We start from the raw sequence: 18026 nt of genomic DNA, 5'->3' as shown, positions 1-18026 counted from the left end.
CCCCGGAGCCAACCCAGGGAGAGGGAGCCATGACCGAGAACGCTGTCGAGGCACCTGCCGCCTCGCATGACGAGGAGGACCCCAAGCGGGTCTTCTTCGCCTTCGACTTCACCGACAAGACGGTCGCGGCCGTCCTCGAAGACTTCGTCGACGCTCCCCCCGACGGCGTGCAGCCGCGCACCGCGGAGGGCGCCGCACGCGGGCCCGACCTGTGGTCGACGATCGAGGCGGAGATCGGCCGGGCCGACGCGGTGGTGGGCATGGTCGACCACGCCAACGCCAACGTGGGCTTCGAGCTGGGTTTCGCCCTGGGTCGCGGCAAGCCCTGCTTCTGGGGTCAGGCGCGCTCCGCCGCGCCGCCCTGGCTGACCCGCGCGCCGTTCATCGGGGTGATCCGCGACCGCGCTTCCGACCGCGACGAGCTCGCGGCGATGGTCGCGGGCGAGGGGACCGTGGTCGAGGGTCGCGCGACCCTCGACAACGGCACGATCCTGCTCTGCCCCGCGCCGAACCTGGGCAGGGGCATCATCCAGCGCGTCCGGACCGAGCGCCCGGACTGGACCGTGCTCGACCCCAGCGGCTGGAACCTCGTCGACCTCGTCGAGAAGCTCGACGGCGCCTGGCGCGTGGTCTGGGTGCTGCTCGACTTCGACCCCGACGTGGAGAAGCGCGACGGCCAGGCCAACGCGGCCCACGCGGCCATCGCCGGGTTCGCTGCGGCCCAGGGCCTGAAGGTGTGCCCCTACCGCTTCGAGTCCGCTCGCGAGGTCGTCGACGTCGGCCGCCAGGTCAAGGAGTTCCGAGGCGCGCTCCAGTTCATGCAGCTCATGGACGAGCTGGACCAGACCCTCGAGGCGGACCGCGCCGCGGTGCTCGCGGCATCGAAGGTGCGCGCGGGCGAGACGGGCCGCGGCGCAGACCAGGCGGCGCCTGCGACCGTCGCCCCCCTCGACGCCTACCGCCGCTGGGTCCAGTCCGCCCACGCCACGACCGTGCCCTTCTTCGGCACCACCGCGAAGGCGCTCAAGGACGTCTACGTCGGCCTCAACGTCCGCATCGACCAGGCGCGCCACTTCGAGATGCGCGGCGACTCGGACGTCGAGGAGGACTTCCGCCGCAAGAGCCTGTTCAGCGCCGCGCGCCTGACCCTCGGCGACCTGCTTCGGATCCCCGCCAACCTCGAGGTCGGTGTCACGGGCCGCTGGATCCTGCTCGGCGACCCGGGCAGCGGCAAGTCGACCCTCTGCCGGCGCCTGTCCTGCGAGCTGGCCCGTGACGAAGCCGGCCCCCTGCCGGTCTTCGCGTCGCTGAACCGCCTGGCCGCCACCGACAACCGTCGGGACGTCTTCGACCTGGTCGCCGCCGACGCGACGCGGACCTCGGCCGAGAGCCCCGCCGAGCTGGCCGCCGACCTGCGCGAGCGGGCGCGCGAGGGATTGGTCTGGATCCTGCTCGACGGCCTCGACGAGGTGAACGAGGCCGACGCCCCGCGCGTGCCCGAGATCCTGGCCGCCCTCGCGGCGGACTTCGGCGACTGCCCGATCGTCGTCACCTCGCGGCGCACCGCCTACGCCGGCCCGCCGGAAGCCTCCTTCGTCGCCGCCGACCTCCTGCCCCTGGATGCGCCCGCCCAACGCCAGCTCCTCGCCAACTGGATCGGCGAGGGCGCCGCCGCGAGCGCCTGGGAGCGCATCCAACGCTCGCCGCGCATGGTGGAGCTGGCCGCGAACCCGTTCCTGTTGACCCTGATCGCCAAGCTCGAGGACGAGGACACGCCCCTGCCCCCCACCCGCGGCGCCCTCTACGACCAGGCGGTGAAGCTGCTCCTGCGCCGCGGCTTCGGCGTCGAGCGGCGCGAGATGAACTCGCCCCAGGCCGCCGCCGCGGTGCTCGCGCCGCTCTCCCTGGAGCTGCAGCGGGCCGGGGGCGAGAGCTGGACGGAGGACCAGGTCTACCAGGCCCTGTCCCTGGCCGCCGAAGGTTCGCCGGCGGTGCGGCGGGCCCTGCGCCAGGACTGGGGCGACAAGACCGGCGAGTTCCTGCGGGACGTGCGGCGCAACGCCGGCGTCCTGGGTCCCCACGACGGACCGGGCGGCGACTGGCGGTACCTGCACCGCAGCCTGCGCGAGTTCCTCGCCGCGCGGGCCCTGGCGGACGACGAGGGGCTCGACGTGGACGGTCTCATCGCGCTGCTCGACACGCGGGAGGGCCAGCGGCACTGGGGCGAGACGGTGGCGCTGCTGGTCGGGTTGCTCGGTCAGGAGGACCCGCGGCGGGGCGCGCTGCTCGAGGCGATCGTCACCCGCGACCACGACCTGGCGCACCGGACTCTTCCGCAGCTAGAGGGGCTCGATCCCGAGGAAGCGTTGGAGCTTCTCGATCAGGTGCCTGCTGAGGAGTCAGGTGACGACGCCCCCTGGGACGGAGTCGACCTGGCGGAGCTCCTGCGGAACCTTCGCCTCGATGGCGCGGACTGCGGCGAAGTGCGCCGCCTCGTGCTCGAGCCGGTGACGCCTTCGATGGAGACGCGGGACCTCGCCCACCGCTACTTCGCCCTCGAGACGTCGGGGGTCGGCGTCGAGCGCGAGGCGTTCTTCCGCCGCTGCGGTCGCTGGCCGTCGACGGGTGTCCCGAATCCGCCGGCGATGGTGCGGATTCCGCCGACGGGTGACACCTCGGTGTCGTTCGCAATGGGGAGTCCTGACGGGGTCGGTCACGGCGACGAGCGGCCGCAGCGCCAGGTGACTCTGTCCGCCTACTCGATGGGTGCGACGGCGGTCACCGAGGCGGAGTACGCACGGTTCGACAAGAGCAAGGGCGCCAAGCACCCCAACCATCCGGTCGCGGGGGTCTCGTGGTGGGATGCCTGGCTCTACGCACGCTGGGTGGGGTGCGAGCTGCCCTCGGAGGCGCAGTGGGAGTGCGCGGCGCGCGCGGGGACGACGGAACGCTGGTCCCACGGCGACGACGAGGCGGAGCTCGGCGAGTATGCGTGGTTCAATGGGAACTCAGAGAACCGCCGGCATGACGTCGGCACGCGGAAGGCCAACCCCTGGGGCCTTCTCGACATGCACGGGAACGTCAGGGAGTGGTGCGCGGACTGGCTCGGTGAGTACGACGAGGCCCAGACCGAGGACCCGTCGGGGCTCGCCGCAGGCGCCGACCGCGTCCTGCGCGGCGGCTGCTGCTGGGACTTCGCGGACGGGTGCCGCTCGGCCTACCGCAACGGGCTCAGGCCCTGGTGGCGCGGCGACTACGTCGGCTTCCGCGTCGTCCTCCCCAGCTCTTGACCTCGTCCTTGTTCTTGATGTGTCCGATCGGCGGCGGATCCGCCGGGGATGACTGAATCCCGCCGGCGAGATCCGCCAAACGTCCTTTCACGCACGCCCCCACCGCCCGTCCGCTCCCTCACCTGCAACCCGAGAGGAGGAGAGCGATGGACCTAACCCTGCGCGAAGCGGCGCTCTTGATGGACGTCAACGAGCGCACCCTGCGCGACCGCCTTCGCCGCGGCGACCTGCGCGGCAGCAAGGTCGGTGGGCGCTGGACGGTGCGGCGGGCGGACCTGCCCCTGACCGAGGACCAGCGCTCGGCGGTCTTCGCCCGCGCCCGGCGCGTCCGCGACAGCGTGGACGGCGCCTTGGCCAGCGCGCTGGGCGGCAAGCGTCGGCGCTCGGCCCTCGACCTCGAGCCTTTCGCCGCCACCGTCGCGCTGCGGCGGGAGATCGCCGCGGGCACGGATGGGTCGCTTGCGTGCGTTCTCACTTGCCTCGACCGCGCCCTCGATGCCCTGGCCCGGGGCGCCCACGAGTGGGCGGGTGACCGCAAGCGCGACGGGTTCCTCGACGCACGCCTGCACCTCTCCCGCGCGGTGGCGCGCCTCGCGATCCAGCCCGATACGCAGGGCGACGGTCCCGGTGGCGCCTGGGTCGATCGCCTCGAGCAGGTCGTGCTGCCCTCTCTCGGCGGGCTGGTGCGCTGGAGCGAGCGCCTCGACGAGCGTCGGGGTGCCGCGCGATGACCGCCCCGGACGCCGAGCGCGCCGAGGCGCCGGCCTACGTCCTCGCCCTGGACCTCGCGGTGTGGTGCGCCGAGCGGAGCGCGCAGGCGGGCGACGGCCCGGCCCACGACGCCTGGAGCGAGGTCGCCACCCTTGCCCGCGACGCGTGCGCCGACGTGGCCGTGGCGCTGCTGCTCCCCGGCGAGCGACGCCGAACCCTGCGCGCCCTCGACCGCCGCCTGGTGCGCCTCCGCATCCACGCGCGCGTGGCCGGCGCCGTCGGGACCTTCGAGGCTCACCGGGCGCGGTACGTCCTCGACTCCACGGACGAGCTCGGCCGCATGGTCGGTGGGTGGCGGCGGGCGACTGCTCGCGGACGCGGCCGAGCGAGCGATCGAACAGGGCTTCGGGCCCAAGAGGCGCCCACCGCGTCCTGCGCGGCGGCTCCTACTGGAACGACGCGGACAACTGCCGCTCGGCCTACCGCAACAGGAACAGGCCCTGGAGGCGCAACGACAACGTCGGCTTCCGCGTCGTCCTCCCCAGCCCGCGTCGACCGGCGGCGGCCCACGGCCGCGTCCCGGGGATCGAAGTGAGCAGGCCCGAGCCCGGCCGGCCCCCGCGCCGGCACGACCCCGCCCCCTGGTCACCGCCCCGCGCGGCAAACGGCGGCGGGGTCCCCTTCCACGGCCCGCGATGAAGTCCGTCGGCGGCCTCTTCGCGGACCTGACCAACCGCGCCTGGTTCGAGGCCGCGGTCGACGACGCGGTCCGCGGGCGTCGGCGTCGGCCTCAGGTGGCGCGCTTCCTGCTCACGCGCGAAGCCTGCGTCCGCGCGCTCCTGACGCGCCTGCGAGCGGGTCGTTGGAGGCCCGGACCGTTCCGAGCGCTCTGCATCCGCGACCCCAAGCCGCGCGTGATCGCCTACTCGCCCCTCGAGGACCGACTGGTCCTGCACGCCCTCGCACGCCTGCTGGAGCGGGTGTTCCTGCCCAGCGCGAGCCCCGCCAGCTTCGCCTGCCGACCGGGCGGGGGCACGCATCGCGCGCGCCTGGCCCTGCTTCGGCACCTGCGGCGCCGGCACTGGTTCGTGCACCTGGACCTGCGGAGCTACTTCCCCAGCATCGACCTCGAGCTCCTGCGCGAGCTCCTCGCCCGCCGAATCCGCGACCGGCCGTTCCTCTCGGTCATCGAGCACGTCCTCGACGCGGGAGCGGGCTTCTACGATCGGTCCGACCTGCGCCGCTTCGCCCGCATGGACCGAGCCTGGCCCCCCGCGGGACGCGGCCTCCCGATCGGCGCGGCGACGAGCCAAGTCCTCGCGGCGCACGTGGTCCTGGGGGAATTCGACCACTGGCTCCAGCGCGAGGTGCGCGTGGGCGGCTACGTGCGCTACGTCGACGACCTGTTCCTGTTCGGCGACGACCGCAGACGGCTGGAAGCGATCCGCGAGGACTCGAGCGACTGGCTCGAGCGCGAGCGCCACCTGCGCCTGAAGGTCCCCCACGCGCGCGTCCGCTCCTGTGCAGGCGCGCTCCACGGCCTGGGCGCCCGGATCACGCACGGCGGCATCGCGCCGAGCGCCGAGGCCCTCCGCCGCCTGTCCGCCGCCGCGGCGCGGGAAGCCTGGGGACCGGTGCACGGCGAGACGACCGTCGCCTGGGAGGACAGTCTCGCGTCTCGACTGGGGGACCAGATGGGCTGGTGAGGGGGGGGGTGCACTGGCCGGACGCCACTTCGCCGCTCATGACGCCATACCGCCGTCGCCGGCGAATCCGCCGCCGATCGGACACATCAAGAACAAGGACAAGGTCAAGAGCTGGGGAGGACGACGCGGAAGCCGACGAGGCCGATGCGCCACCAGGGCCAGTACCAGAGGCGGAAGGCCGAGCGGCAGCCGGCCGCGCCGTACCAGGAGGAGCCGCCGCGCAGGACGCGGCGGGCGCCGGCGGCGGGCCCCGACGGATCCTCCGTCTCGGCTCCGTCGTACTCGCCGAACCAGTCCATGCACCACTCCCAAACGTTCCCGTGCATATCGTGGAGACCCCAGGGGTTGGCCTTCCGCGTGCCGACGTCGTGCCGGCGGCTCTCGGAGTTCCCAGAGAACCACGCATACACGCCGAGCTCCGCCTCGTCGTTGCCGTGAGACCAGAGTCCATTGGTTCCCGCGCGCGCCGCGCACTCCCATTCCGCTTCCGTGGGCAGGCGCCCCCCCACCCAGCGTGCGTAGAGCCAGGCCTCCCACCACGAGACCCCCGCCACGGGCAACTTCGAGCCCACCGCGCCCCTCGCGCGGTCGAACCGGGCGAACTCAGCCTCAGTGGTCGGCGCTTCGGCAATCGCGTAGGCCGAAAGGGTCACCTGGCGCTGCGGACGTTCGTCGCTGTATCCGATCCCGTCGGGGCTCCCCATCTGGAACGACACCGTTGTGTCACCACTCGGCGGAACTCGCACCATCGTCGGCGGATTCGGGGCACCACTTGACGGCCAACGCCCACAGCGGCGGAAGAACGCCTCGCGATCGACGCCCACGCCCGAGACCTCGAGGGCGTACATCCGTTGGCCGAGATCTTCGGTGGCCACATCCGCTGCGACTTGGTCGAGCACCTTCCCTCTCAACGACTCGTCCTCCACGCCGCTCTGACGAAGTCGGTTCAGCAGCCGCGCGAGGTCGACCCCATCCCACTCTCCCTCTACGAAAGGACGCTGAATCGAATCGAGATCGTCGCTCCCCCCTTTTGCAAGCTTGGCTCCCACGATCGACAACCCGATCGCGCCGACCGACGCGAGCCCCACAAGGGCGGTACGACGACTGAATCGCGGCGTTTCGACCTCGGCCTTCCGCGCTCCGCCCTCCGCGCCACGCTCGCCATTCAGGACAGCCGCGAGCAAGTCCTCGGCCGACGCAGGTCTCGCGTCTGGGCGGTCGCTCAAGCTCGCGCGAATTGCCTCTTCGGCGGGCGGCGAGAGGTTTGCCGCTCGGAACGCTATCTCGATCTGTCCGCCCGTTCCTCGTCGGATCGGCTTGCCACGAGACAGAGTCCAGAGGAGCGTCATTCCGAGAGAATAGACGTCGCTCGCGTGGGACGTGCTCTCATCGCCGTTCAGCACTTCCGGAGCGCCGAAGTCGAAGGTCCCCATGCTCTGCCCAACCATCGTGCCGAGGCTGGACTCGGGAGCATGAACCAGATCGAAGTCGCTCAGATGGGCTCGACCGTTTCGATCGATGAGGATGTTGGCAGGCTTGATGTCCCGGTGGACGATTCCGAAGTCCCGATTCGCGTAGCCCAAGGCATTCGCCACGTCCTCGAGGGCGGCCAGAGAGTCTTCGCGCCCGACCGTGCCCTCGGTCACGGCGGCCTTGAGATCCGTCCCCTCGATCAGCTCCATCGCGAAGAAAACCCAACCGGACTCGTCGTCAGGCTCGATGTCGAGGACACGAACGATGTTCGGGTGATTCAAGCGTTGCTGCTTCCGGGCGCCGCTCAGAAAGCGCCTGACCCTGCTCTTGTCGCTTGCGTGCTGACCGTGCAGAACTTTCAGCGCGACGAACTGACTCCGGCGACGATCCCATGCACGCCAGACCTGTGCGAATCCCCCAGAACCGATGACCTCTTCGAGGGCATAGCGGTCGTCGCGTCCAATGACGTAATTCGGCTGGAGCGTCGGAGCCTGCCTGAGCTTGCGCTTCTCGGCACGAATCTGCGCCGCCAGCTCGCGAGCGTCCTCACCCTTCGCTCGTCGGCGCTCGTAGTCCTGGATCAGCGACTCGAGCTGGCCTGGCATCCTGTCGACGGGATTCAGTCTCGCCGGCCTCGAAGGTTGGACTCGCGACACTCCCTCCAACGAACGCAGGAGTCCCTCGAACTCCTCCAAGTTGTGGAAGACCCTCACCTCGCCCGCCAGATCGGCGATTCGACGAGCCTTGTTCGACCCAAGCACCTGGATGTCCAAGCCCAGCGCCCGAGCGAAGCCTGCCAGAGCCGCACCCTGGATGTTGGCGATGCCATCGCGACTCGACTCATCGGGGTCGCACTCACTGATGACCCAGACCACGCGCCCGATACCATCAAACTGTCGATGGATCGACTTGAGGTTCCAGCCGCTGGAGCTGGGGTGGACCCAGTCTCTCGCTACTTCTTCAGCGTGGCCACGGTAGTCCGACCCGAACCCCTTCGATGGCGCCGAGAAGAGCGTCCGATCCCCGGCATGCGTCGGCCCCTCGGAGTAGGCGACACCACCGCCGCTAGAGATCAGGTCTCGGAGCTCGTCGCCGTTCCGAACGGATTTGATCCCGAGACCCGAGTAGGGCGGGGCGTCGCGCGCCCAATCGGGAGCTGAAGTCCGCCCGACTGCCAGGGCGAACCGACCCGGCCCGACGGCCGTGGCGAGGAGTCCGCGCACATAGCCGAGCTCGAAGGCCACGTTCGCGTTGGGCTCGTCAACAAAGGCGACCACGAGATCGGCCTGCTCAAGATTGGGTCGGACCACATCGTCGAAGACCTCGCCGGAACCGAGCTCGGCCTTGCAGTCCCGCACCTCCCAACCCTTCGGCGGCCTGCGACAAGCGCTGTCGATCGCCGTCTCCGCGTGCCCGACAGTCAGGTCCCGGAGGATGTATGCGATCTTGTCCCCCTCGATCCCTACGGACTCTCCCTTCTTCCTCCCCATGGCGAGGAGGGGATGATAGTCGGAAAGCGCGGTGCCGAGCACGAATCCAGGGCCTAGATGGGCGGCGGCATGGGCGCGAAGGGCCATTCCGGCCTTCCATTCAGGCCGCGGATTCGCGCTTGGCGCCGTCCTGCAGGACGTCCGTCCTCAGTGAAAGTCCCGCGACTGCGAGGCCAGAGCCATCAGGCGGTCGTCGAGGCATTCGAGTTCCTTGGCGAGGACGTGGACGACCGAGCCGGCGCGTTCGACCGTGCCCCTCGCCAGGATCACCGTGCCGTGCCGCGCGGCTGCGCGGTTGGCTTCGAAGACTTTGGGGCGGACGATCAGGTTGGCGACGCCGCCTTCGTCCTCCAAGGTGATGAAGACGACGCCCGATGCCGTCGCCGGGCGTTGGCGGACGAGGACCAGGCCGGCAACGCTGCACGGGGTGCCGTGGGCGAGGCGCTCTTCGTCGGCGAGTTCGGCGGTGGCGATCACGCCTTGGGTGGCGAGTTCCTCGCGCAGGAAGGCCATGGGGTGCGAAGCGAGCGACAGGCCCAGGGCGGAGTAGTCGTGCAGGACGCGGTCGAGGGGGCCGACCTCGGGTAGCAGCGGGTCCGCGCCGTCGGAGCCGTCGCTGGCGATGGGGGCGGCGCTGGCGGAGGGCGAGTCGACCAGCGCTTCCTGCTCGTAGACGTCCCACAGGGTCGGCGCGCCGCCGCCGGTGTCGTGGGCGCGTTCGTCGAGGGCGCGCACGGCCCACAGGGCGCGTTGGCGGTCGAGGCCGAGGGAGGCGAAGGCGTCGGCGTAGGCGAGTTGGCGCAGGCCGGTGGCGCTGGCGCCGCTCTCGCGCCACAGCTCTTCGATCGAGGCGAAGGGGACGGCCGCGTGCTCGAGGGACCGCGCGGCGCGCCTGCGGGTGACCGCGCGCTCGATGCGCTCGGCGTCGGCCGAGTTCAGGCCGCGCACCAATCGCAGGCCCAGGCGAACGGCCGAGCCGCCGCGGCGCTCGTCGGCGGGCGTTCCGGGCTCCTCGCCCTCCAAACGGCAATCCACGCCGCTGAACGACACGTCCACCGGGCGCACGTCGACGCCATGCTCGCGGGCGTCGGTGACGATCTGCGCCGGGGCGTAGAAGCCCATGGGTTGGCTGTTGATCAGGGCGGCGGCGAAGGCGGCGGGGTGCCAGCGCTTGAGCCAGCTCGACACGTAGACGATCAGGGCGAAGCTGGCGGCGTGGGATTCGGGGAAGCCGTACTCGCTGAAGCCGTGGAGCTGGCGGATGAAGCGCTCGGCGAAGTCGGCGCCGTAGCCGTTCGCCAGCAGGTTGACCTTCAGCTTGGCGGTCATCTCCTCCAGCTTGGTCGTCTTGCGCTTCCAGGCCGCCATGGCGCGCCGCAGCCGATCCGCCTCGCCGGGGGTGAAGCCGCCGGCGACCATCGCCATGGCCATGGCCTGCTCCTGGAACAGGGGCACGCCGAGGGTCTTGCCGAGCACGCGCTCGACCTCGGGTCCAGGGTACTCGATCGGCTCCTCGCCGCTGCGCCGCCGCAGGTAGGGGTGGACCATGTCGCCCTGGATCGGGCCGGGGCGCACGATCGCGACCTCGATCACCAGGTCGTAGAAGCAGCGCGGCCGCAGGCGCGGCAGCATCGTCATCTGCGCGCGGGACTCGATCTGGAACACGCCCACCGTGTCGGCGGCGCAGACCATGTCGTAGACCTCGGGGTCCTCGGCGGGGACCGTGTGCAGGGCCAGGGGGCGGCCGGCGCGGGCCGAACCGCCGGCGGCGTCGACGAGGTCGAAGGCCTTCTGCACGCAGGTCAGCATCCCGAGGGCCAGCACGTCGACCTTGAGGATGCCCAGGGCCTCGATGTCGTCCTTGTCCCACTCGATCACCGTGCGGTCCTCCATGGCCGCGTTCTCGATCGGCACCAGCTCCGAGAGCAGCCCCTCGGTCATCACGAAGCCGCCCACGTGCTGCGAGAGATGGCGCGGGAAGCCGAGCAGCTCCCCCACCAGTTGGAACGTGCGCCGCAGGGTCGGCTCGGCGGGATCCAGGCCCATGGCGCGCACGCGCTCCTCGCGGCCGACCTCCTCGTGCCACCAGTCCACGTCCTTGGCCAAACGGTCGATCAGGTCCAGGGACAGACCCACGACCTTGCCCACCTCGCGGATCGCGCTGCGCGAGCGGTAGGTGATCACCACCGCGGTCAGGCCGCAGCGCTCGCGGCCGTACTTGGCGTAGAGGTACTGGATCACCTCCTCGCGGCGCTCGTGCTCGAAGTCCACGTCGATGTCGGGCGGCTCGCCGCGCTCCTTGGACACGAAGCGCTCGAACAAGAGGTCGATGCGCGCGGGGTCCACCGAGGTCACGCCCAGGCAGTAGCACACCGCCGAGTTGGCCGCCGCCCCGCGCCCCTGGCACAGGATCCCGCGCGAGCGGGCGAAGCGCACCAGGTCGTAGACGGTCAAGAAGTACGGCGCGTAGCCGAGGTCACGAATCAGCTCGAACTCGTGCTCGATATTCGCGCGCACCTTGTCGGGCAGGCCGCCGGGATAGCGCTCGGCGGCGCCCTCGAAGGTGCGCGCGATCAGGCTCTGCATCGGCGTGCAGCCCTCGTCGACGACCTCGTGGGGGTAGTCGTAGCTGAGCTGGTCCAGGCTGAAGCCGCCGGCGCGCTCGGCGATCTCGAGGCTGCGGTCGAGGGCCTGCGGGTACGGCTCGAACAGGCGCCCCATGGCCTCGGGCGGCTTCAAGTGCCGCTCGGCGTTGGGGAACAGGCGCAGGCCCGCGGCGTCGAGGGTGCAGCCGTGGCGGATGCAAGTCAGAACGTCCTGCAGCTCGCGCCGCTCGCGCGCGTGGTAGTGCACGTCGCCGGTGGCGACCAGGGGCACCGCCAGCCGCTCGGACAGGCGCGCGAGCCGTGCGAGGTGGTGGCGGTCGTCGGGCCCGTAGAGCGCGCGCGCGGCGATCGACAGGCGGTCGTCGTCGAAGGCCTCGCGCAGGTCGGTCACCAGGCGCGCGAAGGCCGCGTCCGGCGGCTGGGCGTGGCCGGCGACGGTGGGCGGCACGCAGATCGCGAGCAGCCCGCAGGCGTGGTCCATGAGGTCCGCGCGTCCCAGTGAGCACGAGCCCTTGGTCGCGCGCCGCTTGCCGAGGGTCAACAGGCGACACAGGCTCCCGTAGCTGGCCAGGTCGGTCGGGTAGACCAACACCGACGCGGGCCGATCGCCGGGGCCGTCGGGCGCCAGGTCCGGGTCGCCGTCGCGGTCGAAGGTCAGCCGGCAGCCGACGCGGTAGGCGAAGCCCAGCTCCTTCGCGGCCACGTGCCCGCGCACCACGCCGGCCAGGGAGTTGGTGTCGGTGATCCCGATCGCCGCCTGGCCCAGCTCGGAGGCCCGCTGCACCAGCTCCTCCGGGTGGCTGGCGCCGGCGAGGAAGGTGAAGTTGCTGGAGACCTCGAGCTCCGCGTAGGCCCGCGCCGCCCGGCGGCGGGCGCCCAGGGCCACCCTCTCGGAGCCCTCGCGGAAGCGCTGGCGCGGGTGCTGGACGAGCTTGGGGGCGGGCTGTTCGGGGGGCATCGGGGGGACTCCCCGGGGTGGCCGGCTCCGCATGGTAGGGTTTTGTTCGCCATGCGGGGGACGCGCCGTCGACGAGATCGTGGTCGCCAGCGGCGGCGAGAACGTCTACGAGCAGGGCGGCGTGGGGGACGTGACGGCCGACGGCCTGCCCGACGTGGTCATCTCGCAGAACTCGCCCTCGGCCCTGCGGGTCTTCCCCGGTGACGGCGCCGGCGGCCTGGGCACCGAGAGCTTCCTGAGCCTGCCGGGGGCCCCCAGCCCCCTGGCCCTGTTCGACCTCGACGCCGACGGCGTCGCCGACGTGGTGCTGACCGACGTCGCGGCGGCCCAGGTCCACGTGGTGCGCGCCGATGGCCTCGGCGGACTGAGCGCCACGGTCACCTGGCCGACCTCGGACGTGCCGCGCTCGATCGCGGCGACCGGCTTCGACGGGGATGGCCTCGGCGACGTGGCGGTCGGCGACTAACGGGCGGAGCGGCCGAGCTGCTCGTCAACGACGGCAGCCTCGGCTTCGCCCAGCGCCAGCGCTTCGCGGCCCGACTGTGGACCACCGGTGTGGCGGTCGGGGACCTCGACGGCGACGCCCACCCGGACCTGGCCGTGACCAACGCCCACACGAACTCGGACTCGATCACTGCCTACCGCGGCAGCTCGCAGGTCAGCCTCTGGACCGACCAGGGCTCGGCCCTCGGGGGCCAGCTGGGCGATTGGTGCCGGCCGCGACGCTCCTGATCCCCCTGCCGACCTCGGCCGGCGGCCTCGCCGCAATCCATGGCAACTGGTCCGTCGGCATCTCGCCCGGCACCGAGCTCTGGCTCCAGTCCTGGATCGTCGACCCCAGCGGGCCCCAGGGCTTCGCCGCCAGCAACGGCCTGCTCTGCAAGGCTCCCTGAGCCAGGCGTGCGCGGACGCAGCGCGGCCCCGGCATCTTCCCCTGGAGAAGAGGTGCGCCGAATGGAGGACATACCCGCGCACTCCACGTCAGTCCGCCCGTTCTCGATCCGATGAGAAGGGGCGTCGGGAGCGGCCGACGACCGCATGGCATCCCAACCCAACCAGCTCCCGGTACCGCAGCGGCCCAGGTGGTACTCGCTCTACATCGGGCTGGCGGCCTTGGACGTCCTGGCGATGCTCGGCGCCCTGTACCTGGGCTACGTGCTCGATTCGAGCTTCCACGCATCGGTCCTGCACAACCGCGAGTGGTCCGATCGCCAGGAGCGCTATTCCATCCTCAACGGACTCGCTGCCCGGGTGGCGATGCCGGGGAACGACATCTTCGAGACTGGCGACGTCGAAGCGGCCAGGACCGCGCGTGATCGAGCGCGGGCAGACTTCGACGCTGTCCTGGAACGCGTGCGAGCGGACCTCGAGCGGAACACCGCCCCCGATGCACAGGTGGAACTGCTGCCCGAAGTCGACGCCGTCGGCGAGCGGATCTCCGACGTCCTCGAGCTGCAGACCGAGACGTTCGAGCTGCTCGAGCAGGGCCGGCGCAACGACGCGGCCGCCAACATGGCCGGAATGGACCGATCACTGGCCGAGGTCGTCGCCGCGATCGGCCAGCTGGGGGCGAAGACGCGCGCCATCCAACGCCGCGAGTTGGGGCACCAGGCGGCCCTCACGAGTCGCATCCGCACCTGCGAGTACGTGCTCGGCTCCACGATCGCGCTGATGCTGATCGGGGTGGTCGTCAGCGGTCACCGCCTGATCAACCGAGGCCAGCGGTCCTCGCAGGCCTTGAAGGCCGCGCTCGACGAGGCACGCAGCCTGTGGAACGTCTTGGACCAACACACCCTCTTCTCGATCGCCGATCCCTCGGGAAAGATCGTCGAGGTCAACGAGGGCTTCTGCCGGATCAGCGGCTATTCGCGCGACGAGCTCGTGGGGCGCGACCACCGGCTGCTGAACTCCGGCCACCACCCGAGCTCGTTCTGGGCCGAGATGTGGGCGACGATCCGCTCGGGCCGGCCCTGGCGGGGCCAGGTCTGCAACCGCGCCAAGGACGGCTCCCTGTATTGGGTCGAGTCGATCAACATCCCCCAGCTCGACGCGCGGGGCGTGCTGACCCACTTCATCTCGCTGCGGGTCGACATCACCGCGTCCAAGCGCGCCGCGGAGGCCCTCGAGGAGGTCAAGTCCGCCCTCGACGCGTCGATCGACTGCGTCTACATGTTCGATGCACGCACGAAGCTCTTCGTCTACGCCAATCGCGGCGTGACCGAGCAGGTCGGGTACGACCACGACGAGCTGCTGCGGATGAGCCCGGTGGCGATCATGCCGGAGTTCGACGAGCAGCAGTTCGAGGCGCTGCTGGGGTCGTTCGACGAGGATGCCGGCGAAGCGCTCGTGATCCGCACCGAGCACGCCCACCGCGATGGGCAGCGCACACCGGTCGAGATCTCGCTCCAACTCGTGCGCGACCTCGGCGCCCATGGGCGCTTCACCGCCATCGTGCGCGACGTCTCCGAACAACTCGCGAACGAGGCACGCCTGATCGCGGCGAAGGACGAGGCCGAGGCCGCGAGCCGCACCAAGAGCGAGTTCCTGGCGAACATGAGCCACGAGATCCGCACGCCGATGACGGCCATCCTGGGCTTCGCGGACCTCTTGAGCTCCGACCGGGAGTTCGTCGACGAGCCTGCCCAAGCGGCCGCGGCCGCGCGCTCGATCCGTACCAACGCCGACCACCTGCTGACGATCATCAACGACATCCTCGACATGTCGAAGATCGAGGCCGGGCGGATGGACCTGGAGTCCATCTCCACCGATCCCCTCGAGCTGTGCGAGAAGCTCGTCTCACTGGTCGCGCCCCGCGCCCACGGCAAGGGCATCGAGCTCGAGCTGCGGATCGATTCGCCCCTCCCCCGACGGATCGAGACCGACCCCACGCGCCTGCGCCAGGTGCTGCTCAACCTCGTGGGCAACGCGATCAAGTTCACGGAGGTCGGCAGCGTCACCCTGGCCCTGAGCTGCGACCGCTGGAACGAGCGGCTGAGCTTCCGGGTGATCGACACGGGCATCGGGATGTCGCCGGAACAGCGCGACACGATCGCGCGCTTCGAGCCCTTCACCCAGGCCGACGCGAGCATGCGGCGACGCTTCGGGGGGACCGGCCTCGGCCTGCGGATCTCCAACTCCCTGGCGCGCCTCTTGGGCGGCGGACTCGAGCTCGACTCGACCGAGGGCGAGGGCACCACCTTCTGCCTGAGCCTGCCCACCGGACCCCTGGAGTCGGCTGCGATGGTCGACCCCTCCGACTCCGTCGCCGCTCCCCTGCCCGCCCACCCTCGCCGAACCGAACGCCCGTCGGCGACGGGCGGCCGTCCGCTGGACGGCGTGCGCCTGTTGATGGCCGAGGACGGCCCGGACAACCAGCGCCTGATCTCCTTCCACCTCAAGCGCGCCGGTGCCGAGGTCACGATCTGCGAGAACGGCTTGATTGCGGTGGAGACGATCGAGGCCCTCGAGCCCGATGAGCTCCCCCACCTGGTCTTGATGGACATGCAGATGCCGATGCTCGACGGCTATGGCGCCACGCGGCGTCTGCGCGAGGGCGGCTTCGAACGGCCGATCCTGGCCCTCACCGCCCACGCGATGGACGGCGACCGCCAGCGCTGCCTCGACGCCGGCTGCGACGACTACCTCAGCAAGCCGATCGACGCAGCGGTGCTGGTCGAGGCCTGCCGGCACTGGCGATCGCTCGCGGTCGACGCGACCTGAGGTCGCGGGACGTCAGCCGAGGTTGCGCCAAAGGAGCGCAACCAGCAGCGCGGCACCGACCACCGGGGCACCGAGGTAGCCCACGGTCTCGATCCGGCGCACCAGGTCCGAATGGACGCGGGCGTCCTGGGGCTCGTGCGGATCGAGGTGCACCTCGCGCGCCTCGCCCAGCTCGAAGCTGCGCCAACTGGTGCCGTAGTGGGCGACGCACTCGTAGCTGCGTCCGTCGAACTCGTAGCGCACCCGCGCGTGACGGGTGGGCACCGACGACTCGGTGTCGGAGTCACGCATCTCGACGCCGACGATGACGCCCGCGACGCTGCGGGAGCGCCGCTCCCAACCGCGCTGCTCGCGCAGGTAGGTGAGCGGTCCGCCGACGGCCAGGAGCAGCCCACCGAGGAGCAGGAAGAGGTCGAACGCGGTCATGGGTCTCGCGGGGGCATCGTCCCGAGGAACCACGGATCTTGAGATGCAACCGCGGCCCGGCTGGCCCGCATCAGCCGAGCTGCAGCGCGAGGGCGTTGGTCAGGGAGACCCCCTGGAGCGCCGCCGCGTCGAGGACGCCACCCTGGGCGTAGAACTGCAGACCCGCCAGGGAGGGGTCGTTGGGCGTGGGCACGCTCGTGGTTGCCTGTCCGGCGCCCGCGGTGATCTGCGGTCCGTTGAGGGGCAGGCTCAGGGTCAGGAAGTAGGGCGGCAGGACGTAGGCCGTGCCGCCAAACAGCGGGAAGGGCGCGGAGCCGGCCGAGAGCAGGACCACCGCGGCGCTCGCACCGAGGCCCTGGGTGACGCTCAGCTTCAGCGGCGCGCCGACGGTCGGACAGGTCGAGGCCGAGAGCTCCGGGACGATGCCGCCCTTGCCGGCCAGGCCGACGCCGAAGCTGGCCGCGAAGCCGCCGCAGGCCGAGCCGAACAGCTCGATGTCCGCCATGGCGTTGGCGGCGCTGACCCCCGTGGTCCCGTCGCCGACCACCAGGTCCACCGGCAGCAGGGATCCGGTCCCGCCCTGGCCGGGGAAGAAGGTGCGCAGCTCGTTGGCCTGGTCGTCCAACACGATCGCGCGCTGCAGGGCCGGGTTCCACACGCCGCCGTCCAGGTCGTTCAGAGTCGACTCGCCCCAGAGCGAGATCGCGAGGCTGGCCGGGTTCACCCGCAGGAAGACCTTGTCGCTGAAGGGCGAGACGCCAGTCAAGGTCAACAGCAAGTCGCCCCCGGGCAGGGGATCGAGGCCGATCGGCCAGGGCGTGGCGTCGACGTCGTAGCTGTTGCAGGAGACGGGCCCGCTGAGCTGGGTTCCCGCGCCGTTCAGCGGGTAGCGGTACACGAGGATGTGTTGAATCGTGTAGCAGGGCGAGCTCGGGAGCAGGCGGAGGGCACCGATCAGGCTGTTGGTCGACGCGTCGTAGGCCAACTGATCCATGACCAGGCTCACGGGCTGGCTGGCCTGGTCCAGCACCGGCTGAATGTTGTCGCCCGCATCGATCAACTTCAGTCCGCCGTTGTCGAAGCAGTAGATGCGCCCGTCCCCCACCGGCGTCAGGCACTTCAAGGCCTGACCGTCGAAGCCCAGGTTGCTGAGCGCGTCGTTGGAATCGAAGGCGTACAGCCGCGGCGAGAACACCCCCAGGGGCGAGTAGGCCGTGTAGGCCAAGAGCCGGTCGCGGTAGGGGTCGTAGGTCACCCATCCGGCGCCGCTGTAGTTCGGGAACAACTGATCGACGACCAGGTCACCGTGGCCCGTGATCGGATTGATGCGGTACAGGGCCGATTGGCCCGCGCTGCCCGGCGCGCGCAGGAGCAGCTCGCCGTCGACGAACGGCCCGGTTTGGGCCACGGCCGGCGACGAGGCACCGAGGACCAGGGCGAGGGCGATCGAGAGGAGCGGGGCGTGGCTGGCGAGTCGAGTCATGGCGTCGATGGTCCTGGGGCGTCGCCCCCCCCTGGGTCGTCGCCCCGTTGCGACTGGAGCGGCGGACTGGGGCGTGGGAGGTTCTGGGGAGGGGGGCCTGTCGGTGCCCGGCTCCCCGAAGAGTCTCCATCCACCGAACGCGGACGGCGTCACCGCCGAATCC

12 protein-coding genes are annotated in these 18026 nt (G+C 71.0%); 8 read left to right on the top strand and 4 right to left on the bottom strand.

Translation table 11 applies throughout. The features are described from left to right. Positions 1 to 29: 29 nt before the first annotated feature. From Pla133_RS04680 to Pla133_RS04665, 4 genes are all read left to right on the top strand, one after another. Positions 30 to 3290, top strand: coding sequence for an SUMF1/EgtB/PvdO family nonheme iron enzyme (locus Pla133_RS04680; RefSeq protein ID WP_145062965.1), 3261 nt, complete (start codon positions 30 to 32; stop codon positions 3288 to 3290). A 146-nt stretch (positions 3291 to 3436) separates the two neighbouring features. Then, a complete protein-coding gene (locus Pla133_RS04675; RefSeq protein WP_145062963.1) occupies positions 3437 to 4021 on the top strand; it encodes a helix-turn-helix domain-containing protein in 585 nt (194 codons plus the stop codon). Beyond that, a complete protein-coding gene (locus Pla133_RS04670; protein ID WP_419192134.1) occupies positions 3918 to 4700 on the top strand; it encodes an SUMF1/EgtB/PvdO family nonheme iron enzyme in 783 nt (260 codons plus the stop codon). Before Pla133_RS04675 ends, Pla133_RS04670 begins: the two co-directional genes overlap by 104 nt. After that, positions 4697 to 5707: an RNA-directed DNA polymerase gene (locus Pla133_RS04665; RefSeq protein WP_419192133.1), complete on the top strand. Its 1011-nt coding sequence runs from the start codon at positions 4697 to 4699 to the stop codon at positions 5705 to 5707. The genes Pla133_RS04670 and Pla133_RS04665 overlap by 4 nt, the downstream gene beginning before the upstream one ends. Before the next feature lie 104 nt (positions 5708 to 5811). Here Pla133_RS04665 and Pla133_RS04660 read toward each other — a convergent pair whose 3' ends face one another. Both Pla133_RS04660 and Pla133_RS04655 read right to left on the bottom strand, forming a co-directional pair. Then, the gene (locus tag Pla133_RS04660) at positions 5812 to 8712 is read right to left on the bottom strand and encodes a bifunctional serine/threonine-protein kinase/formylglycine-generating enzyme family protein (RefSeq protein ID WP_419192132.1); all 2901 of its coding nucleotides are present in this window, start codon (positions 8710 to 8712) and stop codon (positions 5812 to 5814) included. Between the two features lie 105 nt (positions 8713 to 8817). After that, complete coding sequence (locus tag Pla133_RS04655) at positions 8818 to 12234, bottom strand: error-prone DNA polymerase (RefSeq protein ID WP_145062957.1); 3417 nt, start codon at positions 12232 to 12234, stop codon at positions 8818 to 8820. A gap of 79 nt (positions 12235 to 12313) precedes the next feature. On the opposite strand from Pla133_RS04655, the gene Pla133_RS04650 reads away from it, so the two are divergent. The 4 genes from Pla133_RS04650 (at position 12314) to Pla133_RS04635 (ending at position 15954) form a co-directional block, all read left to right on the top strand. Continuing rightward, positions 12314 to 12700, top strand: coding sequence for an FG-GAP repeat domain-containing protein (locus Pla133_RS04650; protein ID WP_419192131.1), 387 nt, complete (start codon positions 12314 to 12316; stop codon positions 12698 to 12700). Then, positions 12616 to 12966, top strand: a complete 351-nt coding sequence (locus Pla133_RS04645) for an FG-GAP repeat domain-containing protein (protein WP_145062953.1) — start codon at positions 12616 to 12618, stop codon at positions 12964 to 12966. The genes Pla133_RS04650 and Pla133_RS04645 overlap by 85 nt, the downstream gene beginning before the upstream one ends. Further along, entirely contained in the window at positions 12942 to 13127 is a 186-nt protein-coding gene (locus Pla133_RS04640; protein ID WP_419195427.1) for a hypothetical protein, read from the top strand. The genes Pla133_RS04645 and Pla133_RS04640 overlap by 25 nt, the downstream gene beginning before the upstream one ends. Before the next feature lie 145 nt (positions 13128 to 13272). Beyond that, positions 13273 to 15954, top strand: coding sequence for a PAS domain S-box protein (locus Pla133_RS04635; RefSeq protein WP_145062949.1), 2682 nt, complete (start codon positions 13273 to 13275; stop codon positions 15952 to 15954). A 12-nt stretch (positions 15955 to 15966) separates the two neighbouring features. Here Pla133_RS04635 and Pla133_RS04630 read toward each other — a convergent pair whose 3' ends face one another. Both Pla133_RS04630 and Pla133_RS04625 read right to left on the bottom strand, forming a co-directional pair. Then, positions 15967 to 16380 (bottom strand): DUF3592 domain-containing protein, encoded by a 414-nt coding sequence (locus Pla133_RS04630; protein WP_145062947.1) that lies wholly within the window; start codon positions 16378 to 16380, stop codon positions 15967 to 15969. Between the two features lie 70 nt (positions 16381 to 16450). Beyond that, the gene (locus Pla133_RS04625; RefSeq protein ID WP_145062945.1) at positions 16451 to 17863 is read right to left on the bottom strand and encodes a hypothetical protein; all 1413 of its coding nucleotides are present in this window, start codon (positions 17861 to 17863) and stop codon (positions 16451 to 16453) included. Between the last annotated feature and the right edge of the window lie 163 nt (positions 17864 to 18026).

The sequence above is a fragment of the Engelhardtia mirabilis genome (assembly GCF_007748095.1).
In the GTDB taxonomy this organism is placed as follows: Bacteria; Planctomycetota; UBA1135; order UBA1135.
The sequence above is the reverse complement of the archived record's forward strand: the minus strand, read 5'-3'. Positions and strand labels throughout refer to the sequence as shown.

Bases quoted from the DNA above. Each gene is read 5' to 3' on its own strand.
- Pla133_RS04680 (WP_145062965.1), top strand. From the start codon at position 30: ATGACCGAGAACGCTGTCGAGGCACCTGCCGCCTCGCATGACGAGGAG.
- Pla133_RS04665 (WP_419192133.1), top strand. From the start codon at position 4,697: ATGAAGTCCGTCGGCGGCCTCTTCGCGGACCTGACCAACCGCGCCTGG.
- Pla133_RS04630 (WP_145062947.1), bottom strand. From the start codon at position 16,380: ATGACCGCGTTCGACCTCTTCCTGCTCCTCGGTGGGCTGCTCCTGGCC.
- Pla133_RS04675 (WP_145062963.1), top strand. From the start codon at position 3,437: ATGGACCTAACCCTGCGCGAAGCGGCGCTCTTGATGGACGTCAACGAG.
- Pla133_RS04655 (WP_145062957.1), bottom strand. From the start codon at position 12,234: ATGCCCCCCGAACAGCCCGCCCCCAAGCTCGTCCAGCACCCGCGCCAG.
- Pla133_RS04635 (WP_145062949.1), top strand. From the start codon at position 13,273: ATGGCATCCCAACCCAACCAGCTCCCGGTACCGCAGCGGCCCAGGTGG.
- Pla133_RS04625 (WP_145062945.1), bottom strand. From the start codon at position 17,863: ATGACTCGACTCGCCAGCCACGCCCCGCTCCTCTCGATCGCCCTCGCC.